Source organism: Aquabacterium sp. J223 (genome assembly GCF_024666615.1).
GTDB lineage: Bacteria > Pseudomonadota > Gammaproteobacteria > Burkholderiales > Burkholderiaceae_C > J223.
Genome location: NZ_CP088297.1, coordinates 4206934 through 4226187, shown reverse-complemented (window position 1 = coordinate 4226187; position 19254 = coordinate 4206934). Strand labels below are relative to the sequence as shown.

General features: G+C 74.2%; 16 protein-coding genes and 1 pseudogene. 12 read left to right on the top strand and 5 right to left on the bottom strand.

Annotation, left to right across the window (positions count from 1 at the left end):
* Positions 1-139 precede the first annotated feature (139 nt).
* The 10 genes from LRS07_RS19920 (at position 140) to chrA (ending at position 12169) form a co-directional block, all read left to right on the top strand.
* A complete protein-coding gene (locus tag LRS07_RS19920) occupies positions 140-1969 on the top strand; it encodes a GAF domain-containing protein (protein ID WP_260499659.1) in 1830 nt (609 codons plus the stop codon).
* A gap of 157 nt (positions 1970-2126) precedes the next feature.
* The gene (locus LRS07_RS19915) at positions 2127-4274 is read left to right on the top strand and encodes a PqqD family peptide modification chaperone (protein WP_260499658.1); all 2148 of its coding nucleotides are present in this window, start codon (positions 2127-2129) and stop codon (positions 4272-4274) included.
* A 20-nt stretch (positions 4275-4294) separates the two neighbouring features.
* A complete protein-coding gene (locus tag LRS07_RS19910; RefSeq protein WP_260499657.1) occupies positions 4295-6319 on the top strand; it encodes a preprotein translocase subunit SecA in 2025 nt (674 codons plus the stop codon).
* A 17-nt stretch (positions 6320-6336) separates the two neighbouring features.
* Positions 6337-7278, top strand: a complete 942-nt coding sequence (locus tag LRS07_RS19905) for an efflux RND transporter periplasmic adaptor subunit (RefSeq protein ID WP_260499656.1) — start codon at positions 6337-6339, stop codon at positions 7276-7278.
* Between the two features lie 34 nt (positions 7279-7312).
* Entirely contained in the window at positions 7313-8038 is a 726-nt protein-coding gene (locus LRS07_RS19900; protein WP_260499655.1) for a DUF3592 domain-containing protein, read from the top strand.
* Positions 8035-8769, top strand: coding sequence for a SapC family protein (locus LRS07_RS19895; RefSeq protein ID WP_260499654.1), 735 nt, complete (start codon positions 8035-8037; stop codon positions 8767-8769). The genes LRS07_RS19900 and LRS07_RS19895 overlap by 4 nt, the downstream gene beginning before the upstream one ends.
* A 110-nt stretch (positions 8770-8879) precedes the next feature.
* Entirely contained in the window at positions 8880-9218 is a 339-nt protein-coding gene (locus tag LRS07_RS19890; protein ID WP_260499653.1) for a hypothetical protein, read from the top strand.
* A gap of 69 nt (positions 9219-9287) precedes the next feature.
* Positions 9288-10169 carry a KPN_02809 family neutral zinc metallopeptidase gene (gene ypfJ, locus LRS07_RS19885; protein WP_260499652.1) on the top strand — a complete coding sequence of 294 codons (882 nt, stop codon included), beginning with the start codon at positions 9288-9290 and terminating at the stop codon, positions 10167-10169.
* A gap of 61 nt (positions 10170-10230) precedes the next feature.
* Complete coding sequence (locus LRS07_RS19880) at positions 10231-10629, top strand: DUF1801 domain-containing protein (RefSeq protein WP_260499651.1); 399 nt, start codon at positions 10231-10233, stop codon at positions 10627-10629.
* Between the two features lie 175 nt (positions 10630-10804).
* Positions 10805-12169, top strand: a complete 1365-nt coding sequence (gene chrA / locus LRS07_RS19875; protein ID WP_409450569.1) for a chromate efflux transporter — start codon at positions 10805-10807, stop codon at positions 12167-12169.
* A 4-nt stretch (positions 12170-12173) separates the two neighbouring features.
* On the opposite strand, the pseudogene LRS07_RS19870 reads toward chrA, so the two are convergent.
* Positions 12174-13344, bottom strand: a pseudogene (locus LRS07_RS19870) (Y-family DNA polymerase).
* A gap of 105 nt (positions 13345-13449) precedes the next feature.
* On the opposite strand from LRS07_RS19870, the gene LRS07_RS19865 reads away from it, so the two are divergent.
* On the top strand, positions 13450-14289 hold the full coding sequence (locus LRS07_RS19865) for an SAM-dependent methyltransferase (RefSeq protein WP_260499650.1): 840 nt from the start codon (positions 13450-13452) through the stop codon (positions 14287-14289).
* Positions 14290-14321: 32 nt separating this feature from the next.
* On the opposite strand, the gene LRS07_RS19860 is transcribed toward LRS07_RS19865, so the two are convergent.
* On the bottom strand, positions 14322-14945 hold the full coding sequence (locus tag LRS07_RS19860) for a 2-hydroxychromene-2-carboxylate isomerase (protein WP_260499649.1): 624 nt from the start codon (positions 14943-14945) through the stop codon (positions 14322-14324).
* Between the two features lie 46 nt (positions 14946-14991).
* The gene (locus LRS07_RS19855) at positions 14992-15720 is read right to left on the bottom strand and encodes an SDR family oxidoreductase (RefSeq protein ID WP_260499648.1); all 729 of its coding nucleotides are present in this window, start codon (positions 15718-15720) and stop codon (positions 14992-14994) included.
* A 112-nt stretch (positions 15721-15832) separates the two neighbouring features.
* On the opposite strand from LRS07_RS19855, the gene LRS07_RS19850 reads away from it, so the two are divergent.
* The gene (locus tag LRS07_RS19850) at positions 15833-17518 is read left to right on the top strand and encodes an isovaleryl-CoA dehydrogenase (RefSeq protein WP_260499647.1); all 1686 of its coding nucleotides are present in this window, start codon (positions 15833-15835) and stop codon (positions 17516-17518) included.
* On the opposite strand, the gene LRS07_RS19845 is transcribed toward LRS07_RS19850, so the two are convergent.
* Together LRS07_RS19845 and LRS07_RS19840 are read right to left on the bottom strand one after the other, a co-directional pair.
* Positions 17515-18744 carry an FAD-dependent oxidoreductase gene (locus tag LRS07_RS19845; protein ID WP_260499646.1) on the bottom strand — a complete coding sequence of 410 codons (1230 nt, stop codon included), beginning with the start codon at positions 18742-18744 and terminating at the stop codon, positions 17515-17517. The genes LRS07_RS19850 and LRS07_RS19845 overlap by 4 nt on opposite strands.
* A complete protein-coding gene (locus LRS07_RS19840) occupies positions 18741-19244 on the bottom strand; it encodes an ureidoglycolate lyase (RefSeq protein WP_260499645.1) in 504 nt (167 codons plus the stop codon). Before LRS07_RS19840 ends, LRS07_RS19845 begins: the two co-directional genes overlap by 4 nt.
* Positions 19245-19254: the final 10 nt, after the last annotated feature.

The following is a 19254-nucleotide window of genomic DNA, read 5'->3' as shown; positions in this document are numbered from 1 at the left end:
CCCGGAGGGATCGCTGACAAGCTGCGCGCAGGAGACGTCGAGAGCGCCGGCGGGCGGGGTTTCTTCAGGCCCCGCCCGCCCCCTTCGAGGGGCCGCAACAAGCGGCGCGCCAGGCGTTTGCGCCGAGGAGGAGGATGTCGTGATCAGCCATGGCGGCGAGGCCCGGCCGGACGCCTGGGCGGCCTTCACCCAGGCGCGCTCGGTCGGTGAGTTCTGCCAGTCGTGGCTGGCCATCCTGGTCGAGTCCGTGGGCCAGGTGCACCGCGGCCTGGTGCTGCTGCAGGCCGAGGACGGAAGCTACGGCCCGGCCGGCTTCTGGCCGGACGTGCGCACCGACCTCACCGACCTGGCCGACCCCGCCAAGCGGGCCCTGGCCGCACGCGAAGCGGTGATCGAACCCGCCGACGACGGCCGCCGGCTGACGCTGGCCTACCCGGTGGAACTGCGCGGCGCGCTGGTCGCCGCGGTGGTGCTGGACCTCGCGCCGCGCACCGACGCGCCGCTGCAGCAGGCCTTCCGCGCGCTGCACTGGGGCGTGGGCTGGCTCGACGCCATGCTGCGCGGCCAGGAGGTCGAGCGCCTCGGCGACGAGCGCCGGCGCGCGCAGCAGGTGGTCGACGCGCTGCTGCGCGTCGGCGAGGCCACCGACCTCGACGAGGCCGCCCACCGCGCGGTCGACCTGCTGGCCGAGCGCCTGGGCCTGGAGCGGGTGTCGCTGGGCCTGCTGTCGCCGGGCCGCGCCGGCCGGCTGCGGCTGCAGGCCCTGTCGTCCACCGCCTGGTTCGACCGCCGCAGCGCGCTGGTGCGCCGCATCGAGAACGCGATGGAAGAGGCGTGGGACCAGCGCGCCAGCCAGGCCGTGCCGCCGGTGCCCGGCTGGCCGGTGGGCGTGGCCGTCGCCCATGCCGACCTGGCGGGCGAGGGACCGTCGGCCAGCGCGGTGCTGTCGGTGCTGGTCACGCTGCGCGGGGAGGCGATCGGCGTCGTCACCGTCGAACGCGGCATCGCCCGGCCCTTCGACGCGGCCGAGGCCGGCTGGATCGAGGCCTGGGCGCGCTCGCTGGGCCCGGCGCTCGCGCTGCACCGCGACGCTGACCGCTGGATCGCCGGCCGCCTGCGCCGCAAGACCGCGGCGGTGGGCGAGGCGCTGGTCGACCCCCGCCGGCCCGCCTGGCGCATCGGCCTCGTCGCCGCGGTGCTGCTGGTCGGTGCGCTGGTCTTCGTCGAGGCCGACCACCGGGTCACCGCCACCGCCGCGCTGGAAGGCGTGGTGCAGCGGGCGCAGGTGGCGCCCTTCGACGGCTACGTGCGCGAGGCGCGGGTCAAGGCCGGCCAGTCGGTGAAGGCCGGCGACGTGCTGGCGGTGCTCGACGACCGCGACCTCAAGCTGGAGCAGGAACGCTGGCGCAGCGCGGCCCAGCAGCACGAGCGCCGCTACCGCGACGCGCTGTCGCGCCATGAACGCGCGGCCGCCCGCATCGCCGCCGCCGAACGTGCCGAGGCCGAGGCCCAGCTCGCGCTGGCCGAGGAGAAGCTGGCGCGCACCGAGGTGACGGCGCCCTTCGACGGCGTGGTCGTTTCCGGCGACCTGTCGCAGCGCCTGGGCAGTCCGGTGGAAAAGGGGGAGACGCTGTTCGAGGTGGCGCCGCTCGACGGCTTCCGCGTCGTGCTGAAGGTCGACGACGTCGACATCCGCAGCGTGCAGGTGGGTCAGCGCGGCCGGCTGGTGCTGGCCGGCCTGCCCGGCGAGCCGATCGGCTTTGCCGTGCGCAACATCGCCGCCGCCGGCCCGCACGAGGGCCGCAACGCCTTCGACGTCGAGGCGGTGCTCGACCGCAGCCTGCCGACACTGCGCCCCGGCATGGAAGGCGTCGGCAAGATCGAGGCGGGCGAGCGCAACCTGCTCTGGATCTGGACCCACCACGGCCTCGACTGGCTGCGCCTCAAATGGTGGCAGTGGACACCTTGAGCTTGCTGCGCTGGTCCGTGAACCCGTCCCCGTGGGGACCGGTCGCCGCAGGCGACCAGGGGCAGCGGTGTCGGCTGATGAGCCCAAGCCGATCCGGGTCTCCCGGTCGGCTTGGGGGCCCCCGTGGGGGGCGGCCGTCCGACGGCCGGGGGCTCACGTGACCACTGCGTTCTACAGCGACGCCTGGTTCCGCGTCGAGAAGCTGAAGCCGCGGCTGCAGCCGCAGGCCCGCATCCACCGCCAGCGCTACCGCGGCCGGGCCTGGTACGTGGTGCACGACCCGGCCAGCGGCCGGCTGCACCGCTTCACGCCGGCGGCCTACCTGGTGCTGGGGCTGATGGACGGCCAGCGCAGCGTCGACCAGGTGTGGAAGCTGGCGGTGCAGCGCCTGGGCGACGACGCGCCCTCGCAGGACGAGGTGCTGCAGCTGCTCAGCCAGCTGCACGAGGCCGACCTGCTGCTGGCCGACGTGTCGCCCGACGTCGAGCACGTGCTGGCACGCGAGCGCAAGCAGCGGCGCTCGGTCTGGGTGCGCAACCTCGTCAGCCCGACCTCGCTGCGCCTGCCGCTGTGGGACCCCGATGCCTTCCTCACCCGCACGCTGCCGCTGCTGCGGCCGCTGTTCGGCCCCATGGGGGCGGTGCTGTGGCTGGCGCTGGTGCTGCCGGCGCTGGCGCTGGCCGGCCTGCACTGGCGCGAGTTGACCGGCAACCTGAGCGACCGGGTGCTGGCCTTCGACAACCTGCTGCTGCTGCTCTTCGTCTTCCCGCTGGTCAAGGCGGTGCACGAGATGGCGCACGGCTGGGCGGTCAAGGCCGGCGGCGGCGAGGTGCACGAGATGGGGCTGATGTTCCTCGTCTTCGCGCCGGTGCCGTACGTCGACGCCTCGGCCTCCACCGCCTTCCGCAGCAAGGCGGCGCGGGCCGGCGTGGCGGCGGCCGGCATGGCCGCCGAGCTGGTGCTGGCGGCGCTGGCGATGTTCGTCTGGCAGGCGGTGGAGCCGGGGCTGGTGCGCAGCCTGGCCTTCAACGTGATGCTGGTGGCCGGCGTCTCCACGCTGGTCTTCAACGCCAACCCGCTGCTGCGCTACGACGGCTACTTCATCCTCTGCGACCTGGCCGAGCTGCCCAACCTGGCGCAGCGGTCCACCCGCTGGTGGGGCTGGTGGGTGCAGCACCACCTGTTCGGCGCGCACGAGATGGAGCCGCCCGAGGCCACGCCCGGCGAGCGGCGCTGGTTCGTCTTCTACGGCGCGGCGTCGTGGGTCTACCGCATGGCGGTGGCGCTCGGCATCGCGCTCTTCATCGCCGAGCAGTTCTTCTTCGTCGGCGTGGTGCTGGGCCTGTGGAGCGTGGCCAGCGGCGTGGTCTGGCCGCTGCTGAAGGCGCTGCGCCACGTGGCGGTGGCGCCGGCGCTGGCGCGGCATCGGCGGCGCGCGGTGGGGCTCACCGGCGGGGTGCTGGCGGCCACGCTGCTGTTCGCGGTGGCGGTGCCGCTGCCGGTGTCGACGCTGGCCGAGGGCGTGGTCTGGGCGCCGGAGCAGGCCGAGCTGCGGGCCGGTGCCGACGGCGTGGTGCGCCGCCTGCTGCGCCAGCCCGGCGACGCGGTGGTCCGCGGCGACCTGCTGGCCGAGCTGGACGATCCCTCGCTGTGGGCCGAGCACGACGTGCAGGTGGCCCGCGTCGAGCGCATGCAGGCCCAGCTGGCCGCCCACCTGGCCGAGGACCGCGCCCAGGCCGCCGCCACCTGGGAGGCGCTGGCCAAGGAGGAGGCCGGGCTGCGCCGCCTGCAGGAGCGCATCGACCACCTCGCGGTGGTGGCGCGCACCAACGGCCGCCTGGTGATGCCGCGCGCCGCCGACCTGCCCGGCCGCCACCTGCGCCAGGGCGAGGCCTTCGGCCATGTGCTCGACGGCGAGCTGCGCACCGTGCGCGTCGTCGTCGCCCAGGACGACGTCGGCCTGCTGCGCCGGGGCGTCGAGCGCATCGAGGTGCGGGTGGCCGACCGGCTGGGCCAGGTGCTGCCCGCCCGCCTGGTGCGCGAGGTGCCCGGCGGCCAGCAGCGGCTGCCCAGCAAGGCGCTGACGATGGACGGCGGCGGCCCGCACGCGGTGGACCCGCGCGACGAGCAGGGCACGCTGGCGCTGAACCGGGTCTTCCAGTTCGACCTGCAGCTGCCCGACGAGGTGACCGGCCTGCGCATGGGCGGCCGGGTGTACGTCCGTTTCGAACACGCGGCCGAGCCGCTGGCCGCGCAGGTCTGGCGCCGCCTGCGCCAGCTGCTGCTGTCGCGCTTCGACGTCTAGCACCATGTCCAGGGTGCCGCATGTCTAGGGTGCTGTTGCAGCAATGGCGTGTCGCCCACCTGGCCGGCGAGGGCGTGGTCGAGCGCGAGGATGGGCGCGAGACCGCCGTCGACCGCTGGCTGGCCGCGCTGCCCGGGCGCTTCGCCCGCTGGCGCTCGCGCTGGACGGTGCGGCGGCTCAAGCGCGAGGCCGCCGCCATCGTGCGCGCCGGCCAGGCGCTGCAGGCGCTGGACGAGGCCGCGCTGCAGGCGGTGGTGGCCGAGGCCCGCGACCGCCTGCGCCGCGAGGGGCTGACCCCCGCGGCGGTGCGCCAGGCCTTCGCCCTCGTGCGCGAGGCGTCGCGCCGCACGCTGGGCAAGGCCCACCACCCGTCGCAGCTCATGGGCGGGCTGACGCTGCTGGCCGGCCGGCTGGCCGAGATGCAGACCGGCGAGGGCAAGACGCTGACCGCGCTGCTGCCGGTGGTCACGGTGGCGCTGGCCGGCGCGCCGGCCCATGTGGTCACGGTCAACGACTACCTGGCCGCCCGCGACGCCGAGACGCTGGGCCCGGTCTACCGCTTCTTCGGGCTCGACGTCGGCGTGGTGGTGCAGGACCAGCCGCAGCCCGAGCGGCTGGCCGCCTGGTGCTGCCCGGTGGTCTACACCACCAACAAGGACCTGGTGTTCGACTACCTGCGCGACCGCCTGCCCGCCCCCGGCGGCGGCCCGGCGCTGCACACCGCCGCGCGCACGCTGCTCGACGGCCGCGCCGGCGCCGCGCCGCGCCGCGTGCGCGCGCTGTATTTCGCGCTGGTCGACGAGGCCGACAGCGTGCTCGTCGACGAGGCCCGCACGCCGCTCATCCTCTCCGCCCAGCGCGACGACGTGGAGGAGGTGCGCACCTACGCCCGCGCGCTGGCCGTGGCCGCCGAGCTGCAGGCCGACACCCACTACCGGGTGCGCGCCCGCGAACGCGCCATCCAGCTGCTGCCCGCCGCCGAGGCCCGCATCACCGAGCTGTGCGCCGGCGACCAGGGCCTGCTCACCGCCCGCCGCGCCCGGCTCGCGCTGGTGCAGCAGGCGCTGTCGGCGCTGCACCTGTACCGGCGCGACGAGCACTACATCGTGCGCGCGGGCGACGACGGGCAGGACAAGGTGGAGATCGTCGACGAGAACACCGGCCGCGTCATGCCCGACCGCGCCTGGGAGGCCGGCCTGCACCAGATGATCGAGCTGAAGGAAGGCGTGCCCACCACCGCCCGCCGCGAGACGCTGTCGCGCATCACCTACCAGCGCTTCTTCCGCCGCTACCTGCGGCTGGCCGGCATGAGCGGCACGGTGATGGAGGTGGCGCCCGAGCTGCGTGCGGTCTACGGGCTGGAGGTGGTGCGCATCCCCACCCACCGCACGGTGCTGCGACGGGACCTCGGCGTGCGGCTGCTGGCCGATGCGGACGCGCGCTGGGCCGCGGTGGCCGCGCGGGCGCGTGAACTGGCCGACGCCGGCCGGCCGGTGCTGATCGGCACGCGCTCGGTGGCGGCGTCGGAGGCGGCGGGCCGGGCGCTGGCGGCGCTGGGCCTGCCGCACACCGTGCTCAACGCCCGCCACGACGCCGAGGAGGCGGCCATCGTGGCCGACGCCGGCCAGACCGGCCGCATCACCGTGGCCACCAACATGGCCGGCCGCGGCACCGACATCCACCTCGACGACACGGTGCGCGCGGCCGGCGGGCTGCACGTCATCCTCACCGAGTTCCACGACTCCGGCCGCGTCGACCGGCAGCTCTTCGGCCGCGCCGGCCGGCAGGGCGACCCGGGCAGCTTCGAGGCCATCGTCAGCCTCGACGACGAGCTCTTCCGCGCCCATGGCGGCCTGCTGTGGCGCTGGCTGCGGCGACGGGCCGCGACATCCGCCACGGCCGAGCGGCCGTCCTGGCAGGGATGGCTGTTGCGCCGGGTGGCGCAATCGCGCGCGGCAGGTCACGATTCGGCCGTTCGCCGGCAGACGCTGGCCAACGACCGGCAACAGGACCGGCGCCTGGCCTTCTCCGGCCGGGCCACATGAGACCAGAGAAGGACCCCATGAGCAGAGCAGGGCAGGGACACCGGGCCATCGCCGCCGCCGCGTTGGCCGCATGGGCCGGGCTGAGCGGCACGGCGTCGGCCGGCGAGTTCGACTGCGTCATCGAGCCGCGCATGACGGTGGACGTGCGACCGGCCAGCGAAGGCCTGGTCGAGCAGGTGCTGGTCGACCGCGGCGACCGCATCCGCGCCGGGCAGGTGCTGGTGGTGCTCGATTCCGGCGTCGAGCGCGCGACGCTGGAGCAGTCGCGCTACCGGGCGTCGATGGTCGGTGCCGTGCGCTCCGGCGAGAGCCGGGTCGAATACGCGGCGCTCAAGCTGGGCCGGCGCGAGACGCTGGCCAAGGACGACTTCGTCTCGCCGCAGGACCGCGACGAGGCCGCCGCCGAGAAGCGGCTGGCCGAGGCCGAGCTGCTGCAGGCGCGCGAGAACAAGCGCGCCGCCGAGCTGGAGCAGCAGCGCAACGCCGAACAGCTGCGCCTGCGCACGCTGAAGAGCCCGTTCAACGGCGTGGTCGTCGAGCGCCAGGTCCACCCCGGCGACTTCGCCGACAGCCGCGACACCAAGAAGCCGCTGCTGCGCATCGCCGACATCTCGCTGCTGCACGTCGAGGTGCTGCTGCCCGTCGCCGCCTACGGCAAGGTGCAGCCCGGCGCCACCATCGCGGTGATGCCGGAAGCGCCCATCGGCGGCCGCCACACCGCCCGGGTGAAGACGCTGGACCCGGTGGCCGACGTGGCCAGCGGCACGGTGCGCGCCCGGCTCGAACTGCCCAACCCCGACCTGAAGCTGCCGGCCGGCATCACCTGCAAGGCCGACTTCCCGGGGCTGGAGCGCGGCGCGGCCGGCCTGGCCGCGCGACGCAGCGGCCCGGCAGCGGCCCCGTCCTCTGCCGCACGGCCCGAGGCGGCACCCGCCGTGCAAGGTGCCGCGGCCCGCTGACCGCCGGCCGCCTCGGCGCACCGCCTGGGTCGTCGTGTCCGTGCTGGTGCTCGTGCCGCTGTGCGTGGCCTTCGGCGTCGTCGGCCGCGACCTGGTGCTGCTGCTGGCCGGCACCGCCGACGCCCGCGCCTGGGTGCCCGTGAGCGCCCGCCTGCTGCACTGGGAGCGGCGCAGCGGCACGCACCAGACGGTGCGCGGCTTCGCCATCCGCACCCCGACGCACGAGCTGGTGGCCCGCTACGACTACACCTTCGACGGCAGCCGCCACACCGGCGAGCAGGTGAGCCTGCGGCCGGTGCGCGACAACTTCTCGAATGGCTGGCGCAACCGCGTGGCCCAGCGGCTGGCCGCCGCCGAACGTGGCGCGACGCTCACCGTCTGGGTCGACCCGCGGCGGCCCGACCGGTCGGTGATCGAACGCCGGCTGCCGCTGGCCAGCGCCGTCTTCGCCGCGGTCTTCCTGCTCTTTCCCTGCGGCGTGGCCAGCGCGCTGGTGCTGGGCGCGCTGCTGCGCTGGACGGGCCCCGGCGGCGCCGCCGCCCGGCACTCGCGGCAGCGGCGCTGGCTGCTGCCGCTGTGGGCGCTGCTGCACGGCCTGCCGGTGCCCTTCATCGTCGCCCTGGCCGAGCCGGGGGACGTCGGCTGGCGCAGCGGCGCGCTGCTCTGCGGCCTGACCGCCATCGGCCTGTCCGGCCTGCTCGGCGTGGCCCGCGCGCTGTCCACCCCTTCCACCCCTTCCCCACGAGCCACCCGACCATGAGCCCTCTGCAACTGGTTTACGAATCCGCCATTCCGCTGAGCAACGAGCGCCACCGCGACTGCTTCGTCGAGGCCCAGGGCCACTACGGCTTCAGCCGCAAGGTGAACTCGGTGCCGCTGACCGCAGTGGAATTCCGCGAAGCCGCCAGCGAGTACCCCATCGTCTTCGCCAAGACCGGCGACGGCGTGCTGCCGGTGGTGGTGCTGGGCGTGCGCGCGCAGGAGAACCTCTACCTCAAGCCCGACGACGCCTGGGACGCGCAGTACGTGCCGGCCTTCCTGCGCCGCTATCCCTTCATCTTCGGCACGCCGGACGAGGGCAAGTCGTTCACGCTGTGCGTCGACGAGTCCTTCCCCGGCCTCAACCGCGAGGGCCGCGGCCAGCGCCTGTTCACCGAGGACGGCGACCACAAGGCCACGCCCTATGTCGAGGGCGTGCTCAAGTTCCTGCAGGAGTACCGCGCCCACTTCCTGCGCACCGAGGCCTTCTGCAAGCGGCTGATCGAGCTGGGGTTGCTCGAATCGATGCTGGCGCAGTTCCAGTTCGGCGAGGAGAAGACCTCGCTGGGCGGCTTCATGGTGGTCGACCGCAAGAAGCTCAAGGCGCTGGACGGCGCGACGCTGGCGCAGCTGATGCAGAACGACGAGCTGGAACTGTTGTTCCTGCACCAGCAGTCGCTGCGCAATTTCGGCCGGTTGAAGGACCGCCTGGCCGCCCGCCCCGCGGGCTGAGGGGAAAAGGGCGGCTGTAACAGAAATGTGACAGAAGCCGGGGCCTCATCCGGCGATCGATGCTGCACCGGGCGTCCGAAGATGCCCGGATCCCATTCGTCGCCGATGCCATGACGCCCCTGCCCCAGGTGATCGAACTGACCGACCTGCCGCCCGAGTTCGTCCTCGCCACCTGGGGCGACGGACCGGTGCCCGGTCCGCGGCTGCGTGCGCTGCCCACCGCCGCGCACGTCGACTTCCCGCTGCTGGTGACGTTCAAGCAGCAGATGGAGGCCGAGGGCTGGCCGGTGTCGCTGGCGCGCATGTGCTACGACCGGCTCTACGCCTACGAGCGCATCGCGCAGGCGCACGCCAGCGCCGCCGACGACCTGCGTCGCAGCGCGCTGCAGCTGTTCCAGCTCATCCACCGGCTGGAGCAGGCCGGCCGTCCGCCGGCGCCGCACGACTGAACGGCCCACCCGCCGGCCTGCGCCGCCCGCCCAAAGGGGGCCACGCACGCCGGTTGCCCCCAAACGCCCATGCGCTGGGAAGGGGAACGTCAGAGCGACAACGTCGAGGACCGCCGAGGCGGTGGTGGCGGCGGCATGCTGCCCATCGGCATCGGCCGTGGCGGCGGCGTCGGCCTGGGCGGGGTGGTGCTGGCGCTGGTGCTCGGCTGGGTCTTCGGCATCAACCCGCTGGCGCTGCTCGGCCTGATGGAGGGCAGCGGCGGCGCCCCGGTGGCGGTCACCGCGCCGGCGACCGCGCCGCCGGCCGGCGACAAGCGCGCGGCGTTCGTCTCCACGGTGCTCGCCAATACCGAGGACGTCTGGCGTTCGCTGCTGAGCCAGGAGCGGGTGACCTACCCTGCGCCGCGGCTGGTGCTGTTCCGCGGCGCCACGCCCACCGCCTGCGGCCGCGGCCAGTCGGCGATGGGCCCGTTCTACTGCCCGGCCGACCAGCGCGTCTACATCGACCTCGACTTCTTCGACCTGCTGGCCCGCCGCATGGGCGCGCCGGGCGACTTCGCCCAGGCCTACGTCATCGCCCACGAGGTGGGCCACCACGTGCAGCAGGTGCTCGGCGTGCACGAGCAGGCCGCACGCGCCGCCCAGGGCCGGTCGCAGGCCGATGCCAACGCCATCTCGGTGCGGGTGGAACTGCAGGCCGACTGCCTGGCGGGCGTGTGGGCGCACCACTCGCAGGCCACCAAGGGCTGGCTGGAGCCGGGCGACGTGGAGGAGGCGCTGAACGCCGCCTCGCGCATCGGCGACGACGTGCTGGCCCGCCAGCAGGGCGGGGCCATCGTCCCCGAAAGCTTCACCCACGGCAGCAGCGCGCAGCGGGTGCGCTGGTTCCGCCGTGGCTTCGACGCCGGCCAATGGCGCCAGTGCGACACCCTGACCGCGAGGGCGCCATGACCGGTGCCCCGGTCGCCTCACGCTCGGTCCCCTCACGTTTGTTTGGAACTGCGCCAGCATCATGCGAACCCTCATCCGCCCCGGCGCCCTGGTCGAAAGCTGGTTCGACCTGCTGCAGGAGGAGCCGCGCGAGATCGCGCGCTCGCTGCACCGCGCCGTCCAGCGCAGCGGCCTGCCGCTGCAACCCACGGTCCGCTGGGGCAACCTGGTCTTCACCCACAACGGCCTGAACACCGTGGCGCTGGTGCCGCACCGGCACCACGTCGACCTGCAGGTCTTCGCCGGCGCCGAACTGGCCGCCGCCTTCCCTGAACTGGAGGGCGGCAGCAAGGGCACGCGCAGCCTGCGCTGCCGGCACCCGGTCGACGAGCACGACCCGCTGCTGCCGCAACTGCTGCAGGCGGCGGTGGCCGCGCTGCCCGCGGTTGCCGGCCGGCGGGCCGAGGGCGCGGCTGGCTGAGCCCGCGGCGCTCTGCCGGCCGCGCCTTCGGCGTCACCACCGCTCCCCCGAGCCCCCTCCGGGAGGGGGCTCCAGCGTGTTTGACGGCACCCTCCAACCTCTCTCCAGGAGGGAGGCTCGAGTCGGTGTCGGCTCGCCGCGCTGCAGCGTCGTCGTGCCTCGGCGATCATGCGCCATGACCGCCGAAGCCACCCTGCCGCCCGCCGTGAGAGAGGCTCCGCCGCCCCTGTCCTGCGCCGCCGCGTTTGCCTTCTGGCTCAAGCTCGGCTTCGTCAGCTTCGGTGGTCCGGCCGGACAGATCGCCCTCATGCACGAGGAACTGGTCGAGCGGCGGCGCTGGATCTCCGAGCGTCGGTTCCTGCACGCGCTGAACTACTGCATGCTGCTGCCCGGGCCGGAGGCCCAGCAGCTGGCCACCTACATCGGCTGGCTGATGCACCGCGCCTGGGGCGGCATCGTCGCCGGGGTGCTGTTCGTGCTGCCGTCGCTGGCGCTGCTGATCGGGCTGTCCTGGCTGTACATGGCGCATGGCAACGTGCCGGTCGTCGCCGGCCTCTTCTACGGCATCAAGCCCGCGGTGACGGCGCTGGTCGCGCAGGCGGCGTGGCGCATCGGCGGCCGGACGCTGAAGAACGGCTGGCTGTGGGGCATCGCGATCGCGGCCTTCGTCGCCACCTTCGCGCTCGGTGCGCCGTTTCCCCTCATCGTGCTCGCCGCCGCGTGCATCGGCGCCGTCGGCGGCCGCTGGGCGCCCGACCGCTTCCAGGCCGGCGGCGGCCACGGGTCGGCGCGCGCCGGCGCCGGCCCCGCGCTGATCGACGACCGGACGCCACCGCCGCCGCATGCGCGCTTCTCCTGGCGCCGTGCGGGCGGGGTGCTGGCGGTGTGCCTCGGCCTGTGGGCGCTGGCCCTCGGCGCGCTGGCGGCCCGCTTCGGCTGGGACGCCGTGCTGACGCAGATGGCCTGGTTCTTCACCAAGGCGGCCCTGCTGACCTTCGGCGGTGCCTATGCCGTGCTGCCCTATGTCTACCAGGGCGCGGTGGACCAGCACCAGTGGCTGACCGGCCCGCAGATGATCGACGGCCTGGCACTCGGCGAGACCACGCCCGGCCCGCTGATCATGGTGGTGGCCTTCGTCGCCTTCGTCGGCGGCTGGAGCCATGCGCTGTTCGGGCCCGACGCGCTGTTCCTGGCCGGCGCGACGGCCGCCGTGGTGGTGACCTTCTTCACCTTCCTGCCGTCGTTCTTCTTCATCCTGGTCGGCGGCCCGTTCATCGAGAGCACGCACGGCCAGCTGCGCTTCACCGCGCCGCTGACCGGCATCACCGCCGCGGTGGTGGGCGTCATCGTCAACCTGGCGGTGTTCTTCGCCGTCCACGTGCTGTGGCCCGAGGGCCTCGGCGGTCGCTTCGAATGGCCGGCCGCGGTCATCGGCGTGGCGGCGGCGGTGGCGCTGTTCCGGTTCCGGCTCGGCGTCATCCCGGTGATCGCGGGCAGCGCCGTCGCCGGCCTGGCCTGGCGGCTGGCGACCGGGACGTGAACCGTCAGAACAGCGTCGGATCGGGCAGCGGCGTCGGCGAGGGCTGCGGCGTGGGGGCCACCGCCTGCGCCGGCCGCGGCCGAGCGAGCGTGCCCACCCGCACGCCGAGCAGGCGCAGCCGGCGGCGCAGGTCGACCCGCTTCAGGCACTGGCCGACCGCGGCGCGGATGGCCTGCGCCTGGTCCACCGGCTGCGGCAGGGTGAGGTCGCGGGTCACGGTCTTGAAGTCCTCGAAGCGCAGCTTCAGCCCGACCGTGCGGCCGGCGTAGCCCTTGCGCTGCAGGTCGGCGGCCAGGCGCTCGCACAGCCGGGTCAGCGCCGCGCCCAGTTCGGCGCGGTCGTGCACCGCGTGCAGGTCGCGCTCGAAGGTGGTCTCGCGGCTCATCGACACCGGCTCGTGCGACACCACCACCGGCCGGTCGTCGCGGCCGTGCGCGACCTCGTGCAGCCAGCGCGCGGTGCGCTGGCCGAAGCGCTCGGCCAGCGCGGCCAGCGGCTGGGCGGCGAGGTCGCCCACCCGCTGCACCCCCATCTCGCGCAGCCGTGCCTGCGCCTTCGGACCGATGCCGTTGACCACCCCCCACCGGCAGCGGCCACAGCCGCCGCGGCACGTCCTCCAGCGTCAGCAGGGTCAGGCCGTCCGGCTTGTCCAGGTCGCTGGCGATCTTCGACAGCAGCTTGTTCGGCGTCACGCCGATCGAGCAGCTCAGCCGCGTGGCGCGGCGCACGTTGTTCTTGATCTCCTGCGCCACCGCCCGCACGCCGCCGAAGCGGTCGTGGCCGACCGCCTCGTGCACGCCCGGCACCTCGGTCAGGTCGATGTAGATCTCGTCGATGCCGCGGTCCTCGATCACCGGCGCCACCTCGGCCACCGCGGCCTTGAAGGCGCGCGACAGCCGGCGGTATTCGTCGAAGTCGGTGGGCAGCAGGATCGCGTCGGGCGCGCGCAGCGCCGCCTTCATCAGCCCCATGCCCGAATGCACGCCATGGTCGCGCGCGGCGTAGGTGGCGGTGGTGACGACGCCGCGGCCGGCGTAGTCGCGCAGGCGGGCCACCTTGAGGCTGCCGTCGGACAGGCGCTCGGGCTGGTGGCGCCGCCCGCCGCCGATGACCACCGCCTGCCCCTGCAGTTCCGGGTAGCGCAGCAGCTCCACCGACGCGTAGAAGGCGTCCATGTCGAGGTGGGCGATCCAGCGCGGGACGGGCACCCGCGCATGATGCCGCCACCGTCGCCGCCGGGCGCGACGGGCCGCGGGCGGTGCCTTCGATAGCATGCCGGCATGCCGATCCTTCGACCCTTTCGCGCCCCGGCCATCGGTGCGCTGCTCGCCTGCGGCCCGGTCGCCGCCCAGCTGCTGACCCAGCTGCCCGCCCCGGACCTGGACACCCCCTTCGTCATCTCGCCCGACCGGGTGACCCAGGTCATGCTGTCGATGGCCGAACTGCGCCCCGGCGACCGCATGGTCGACCTCGGGTCCGGCGACGGCCGGCTCGTCATCGGCGCGGCGCGCCGTGGCGTCCAGGCCTTCGGCCTGGAGATCGACCCGGTGCTGATCGAGCGCAGCCAGGCCAACGCCCAGCGCGCCGGCGTCGCCGACCGCGCGACCTTCCAGGCCCAGGACATCTTCACCGCCGACCTGGGCGGCTACAGCGTGATCACGATGTACCTGCTGCCCGACGTCAACCTGAAGCTGCGGCCCTCGCTGCTGGCGCTGAAGCCCGGCACCCGCATCGTCAGCCACGACTGGGGCATGGGCGACTGGGCGCCCGACTGGAGCGTGACCGTGCCGGTGCCCGACAAGCCGGTGGGCCGCGAGCGGTCCAGCCGCATCATGCGCTGGACGGTGCCGGCCCCGGTGCAGGGCGACTGGTGCGGGGAGGGTGCGGCCGCCGGCACGCGGCTCAGCCTGCAGCAGCAGTACCAGCAGGTGCAGGCGCGGCTGACGATGGGCGAGGCGGTGCATGCCTTCGACGGCCGGCTCGACGGCGACCGGCTGGCGTCGCCGGTGCTGCAGGCGCAGTGGGCGCCGGGGCGGCTGCAGGTCGAGCAGGCCCGCGGCCCGCTGGCCAACGCGGTGGTCGGCCGGTTCGTGCCGGCACCGGCCAGCGGCTGCCGGTAGCGCCGCTCGGCGGGGCTCGGCCCCTCCGGCGTTCACCTGGCGATGCCGGCCCCGTGCTGGAGGTCCTCCTCCACGTCGCGCAGGCGGTCCTTGCCGAAGTAGATCCGGTCGCCGACGAAGAAGGTCGGCGAGCCGAAGGCGCCGCGGTCGTGGGCCGACTGGGTGTTGGCCATCAGCCGGGCCTTGACCTCGGCGTCCTGCGCGGTGGCCATCAGCCGGGCCGCGTCCAGCCCCGCCGCGCCGAGCACGGCCTCGATCTGCGCCGGGTCGTCCATGTCTAGCCCCTGCTCCCACATCGCGGCGAACACCGCCGCCACATAGGGCTCGAAGCAGCCCAGCCCCTGGGCCGCCACCGCGCCGCGCATGACCTTCAGCGTGTTGACCGGGAAGTGGGGGTTGAACCGGAAACGGGTCAGGCCATGGCGGGCGACGAAGCGCTCGATCTCCAGCCGGTCGTACGCCAGCTTGTTCGGGATGTCGCGGAAGGCCTCGATCGGTGACCGGTTGTTGGCCAGCTTGAACAGGCCGCCGAGCAGGATGGGCAGGTACTCGAACGTGGCGCCGGTGCGGGCCTCGATCGACGGGATGACCTTGTGCACGAGGTAGGCGTTGGGGCTGCCGAAGTCGAAGAGGAACTGGACGGGAACCTGGCTCACGGGGGCATCTCCTGGTCGTGGTGGGGTCGGCGGCGGGCGCGGCGGTTCACCAGGTCTCCCGCCACGGCCGGATCTCCAGCTCGTGCGTCCAGGCGTCTCGCGGCTGTTGGTGCAGCAGCCAGTAGGTCTCGGCGATGTGCTCGGGGTCGACGATGCCGCCCTGCGCCTTGGTGGCGTAGCGGTCGGGGAAGGTGCTGCGGATGAACTCGGTGTCGATGGCGCCGTCGACCACCGGGTGCGCGACGTGGATGCCCTTGGGCCACAGCTCGCGGGCCATGCTCTGCGCCAGCGCGCGCAGCGCCGCCTTGGCGCCGGCGAAGGCGGCGTAGCCGTCGCGCCCGCGCAGGCTGGCGGTGGCGCCGGTGAAGAGGATGGTGCCGCGGCCGCGCGGCACCATGCGCTTGGCGACCTCGCGCCCCATGAGGAAGCCGCCGAAGCAGGCCATCTCCCAGACCTTGAAGTAGACGCGGGCGGTGGTCTCGGTGATCGGAAAGCGCACGTTGGCGCCGATGTTGAAGACCGCCACCTCGATCGGGGCGATCTCCGACTCGACGGTCTCCACCAGCGCGACCATCGCCTCTTCCTTCCGGGCGTCGCTGGCGAAGCCGTGCGCCTCGCCGCCGGCGGCCTGGATCTGGGCGACCAGCGGCGCCAGCTTGTCGGCGTTGCGCCGCGTCATGCAGGCGGTGTAGCCCTCCCGTGCGAAGCGCCTGGCGATGGCGCCGCCGGTGGCGTCGCCGGCGCCGATGACGAGGATGGCCTTCTTGTCCGTCATGTCGGGTCCTTGCGCTCGGGGGTCGTGCCCCGGTGGTGTGCGCCGATGCTAGTGCGCCGGCCGTCGCGGGGTCCAGAATGCAACGTCCGCCACGCCGTGGAAGGGGATGCACATGAACGCCGCGGAGCGATGGCCCGCCGGCCAGGGGGCCCTGGCCGACACCCACGAGGTCTTCAACGTCGGCACCGAGCTGGCCGACCTGGACCTGTACCGGCAGGACGCCGCGCTGGTCGAGGGCGTGCAGCGCGAGGGCGCGGCCTGGGCCGACGAGGCGCTGTCGGCCTTCGGCCGCCGTGCCGGCTCGGCCGAAACGCTGGAGCTCGGCGCGCTGGCCAACCAGCACCCGCCGCAGCTGGAGACGCACGACCGCTTCGGCCGCCGCATCGACCTGGTCAAGTTCCACCCCGCCTACCACCAGCTGATGACGACGGCGATCGGGCAGGGCCTGCACGCCTCGCCCTGGTCCGAGCCGAAGCCGGGCGCGCACGTCGCCCGCGCCGCGCACTTCTACCTGCAGACCCAGGTGGAGGCCGGCCACCTCTGCCCGGTGACGATGACCTTCGCCTCGGTGCCCGCGCTGATGACGACGCCGTCGCTGGCGTCGACCTGGGTGCCGAAAATCCTGTCCCGGCGCTACGACCCGCGCAACGTGGGCGACGGACAGAAGGACGGGCTCACCATCGGCATGGCGATGACCGAGAAGCAGGGCGGCTCCGACGTGCGCGCCAACACCACCCGCGCCCATCCCACGGGCGCCGCCACCGGGCCCGGCGCCGCCTACGAGCTGGTGGGCCACAAGTACTTCGTCTCGGCGCCGATGTGCGACGCCTTCCTGGTGCTGGCCCAGGCCCCCGGCGGCTTGAGCTGCTTCCTGCTGCCGCGCTGGCGGCCCGACGGCACGAAGAACCCGCTGCAGCTGGTGCGGCTGAAGAAGAAGATGGGCAACGCCTCCAACGCCAGCAGCGAGACCGAACTGCGCGGCGCCCTGGCGTGGATGGTGGGCGAGGAGGGCCGCGGCGTGCGCACCATCATCGAGATGGTGTCGATGACCCGCTTCGACTGCATGATCGGCTCCTCCGGCGGCCAGCGCGCCGCCGCCGCGCTGGCGCTGCACCACGGCCGCCACCGCTCGGCCTTCGGCCGGCTGCTGCACGAGCAGCCGCTGATGCGCAACGTGCTGGCCGACCTGGCGATCGAGGGCGAGGCGTCGCTGGCGCTCACCCTGCGCATCGCCCGCGCGCTGGACCAGCGCAGCGACCCGCACGAGGACGCGCTGGTGCGCCTGGTCACCGCGGTCGGCAAGTACTGGATCTGCAAGCGCACGGCGGCGCATGCGGCGGAGGCGATGGAGTGCATCGGCGGCAGCGGCGTGATGGAGGACAGCCCCTTCCCGCGCCTGTACCGCGAGGCGCCGGTGAACGCCATCTGGGAGGGCAGCGGCAACGTGCAGTGCCTGGACGTGCTGCGCGCGCTGCAGAAGTCGCCCGAGGTGCTGGACGTGTTCTTCGCCGAACTGGCGAAGGGCCGCGGCGCCGACAACCGGCTCGACCGCTGGGTGGTCGAGCTGCAGCGCGACCTGCGCGACGGCGACGAGGTGGAGTTCCGCGCCCGGGGCCTGGTCGACCGCATGGCGCTGGCGCTGCAGGCGTCGCTGCTGCGGCAGCACGCCCCGGCCGCGGTGGCCGATGCTTTCAGCGCCTCGCGGCTGGACGGTGGCGGCCACCGCCAGTACGGCACCCTGCCGCGCGGCGTCGACAGCGCCGCCATCGTGCGGCGGGCGACGCCGGTGGTCGACTAAGCGGCCGCGTCCGCGGGCGTCAGCGCCTCGCCGTAGAGCCGCCGCAGCTGGTCGCGGTAGGCGGCGCCGCCCTTGTCGCGCACCCGCTGCAGCGAGAAGCCGTCGGCGGTGATGACGTCGCTGGCCTGCCAGGAGAAGCGGCGGATGAAGTCGATGCGCGATTGGCGCCGCGCGACGTAGCGCTGCACCACCGCGCCGAGATCTTCGGTACCGGTGGCCAGCGCCTGGCGCAGCATGGGCACCAGCACGCCGGCGTCTTCGAGCGCGGAGGTGGCGCCCTGCCCGAGCGTGGGCACCATGGCATGCGCGGCGTCGCCGAGGAAGAGCACGCGGCCGTCCAGCCCGGCGCCGGCCGGTGCCTGCCAGTGCACGTCCTGCTCCTGCAGCCGCGACCAGTGCAGCGCGCCGCGTTCGCCGGCCTCGGCCGCGGCGTCGAGCAGGGCGCGCACCTCGGGCAGCACCGGCCGGTCCGCCGGCAGGTAGACGCGGCGCAGGTGCTCGGCCGAGCGGTCGTCGTCGCCCAGCGGCGCACCCGGGTCCATCGGCAGGTTGCCCGACAGGTAGACCAGGCCGTCGCGCAGCCGGAAGGCGATCAGCCGCGCGGCGCCGTGGTGCCACTGCGCCATGTCGTCGATGGGCAGCCGGCCGCCGTCGTCGAGCAGCAGGCGGAAGTTGGCCACGCCGAGGTGGCGCACCGCCGGCGTGCCGCAGAGCCGGTCGCGCAGGCCGCTGTAGCGGCCGTCGGCGACGAGCAGCAGGTCGACGTCGGGCACCTCGTGCACGGCGCCGCCGTCGCTGGCCTGCACCGTCAGCCGCAGCCGGCCGTCGGCCTGGCGCGCGGCGGCGGTCACCGCGGTGTCGAAGCGGATGCGGCCCTCGGCGCCCTGGCGGCACAGCCGGTACAGCGTGGCCCAGCGCAGGCGCAGGCCGTCCTCGGCAGCCACGTCGCGCAGCGGCACCTCGTACAGCCGTTCGCCGTCGACCGTGCTGGCCCGCCAGCGGCGCCACGGCAGCCCGTGGTCGGTCAGCGCCGCGGCCAGTTCGGGCAGGCCGTCGCGCAGCGCCAGCAGCGCGTTGGGACCGATGTTGAGGCCGGTGCCGGCCAGCGCCTGGTCCTCCGGCTGGGCGCGGTCCCAGGCCAGCAGTTCCACGCCGGGACAGGCGGCCAGGCCGCTGGCCACCACGCCGCCGGCCACGCCGCAGCCGGCGATGGCGATGCGGATCACCAGCCGCCGTCCGACACCGCGAAGCGCACCCGCACGCCGAAGCGGCGGTCGAGCTCGCAGTTGTGGTGGTCGACCTGGTTGGTGTCCGCCAGCTCGAGGTTGAAGAAGCCCTGCGTCGGCTGCTGGAAGAAGGGCCCGGCGTGCCAGACGCTGCGGCCCAGCATCACCGCCTGCGTGCCCTCGATGCGGAAGGCGCGCAGGCGCTGCAGGTCGGGCACGGCGGCCGGGTCGTCCGGCGCGTCCGGCGGGGCCACGGCCAGCAGCCAGGGCGCGCCGCCCACCGAGGCCAGGCACTGCGTCACCGCCAGGTGCCGGGTGATGTGGCGAAAGCCCAGCTCGCGGCGCTTCAGCGTCATGACGTAGAAGCGCGGCGTGCCGCGGTCGAGCACCAGCTGGGCTTCGTCGGGGCCGAACAGCTTGCCGTCGTCCGCCGCGTCGATCAGCGTGCCGTAGGGCGCGAAGGCGGCGGCGGTGACGGGCTCGACCGGCAGGTCGAGCACGCGCACCTCG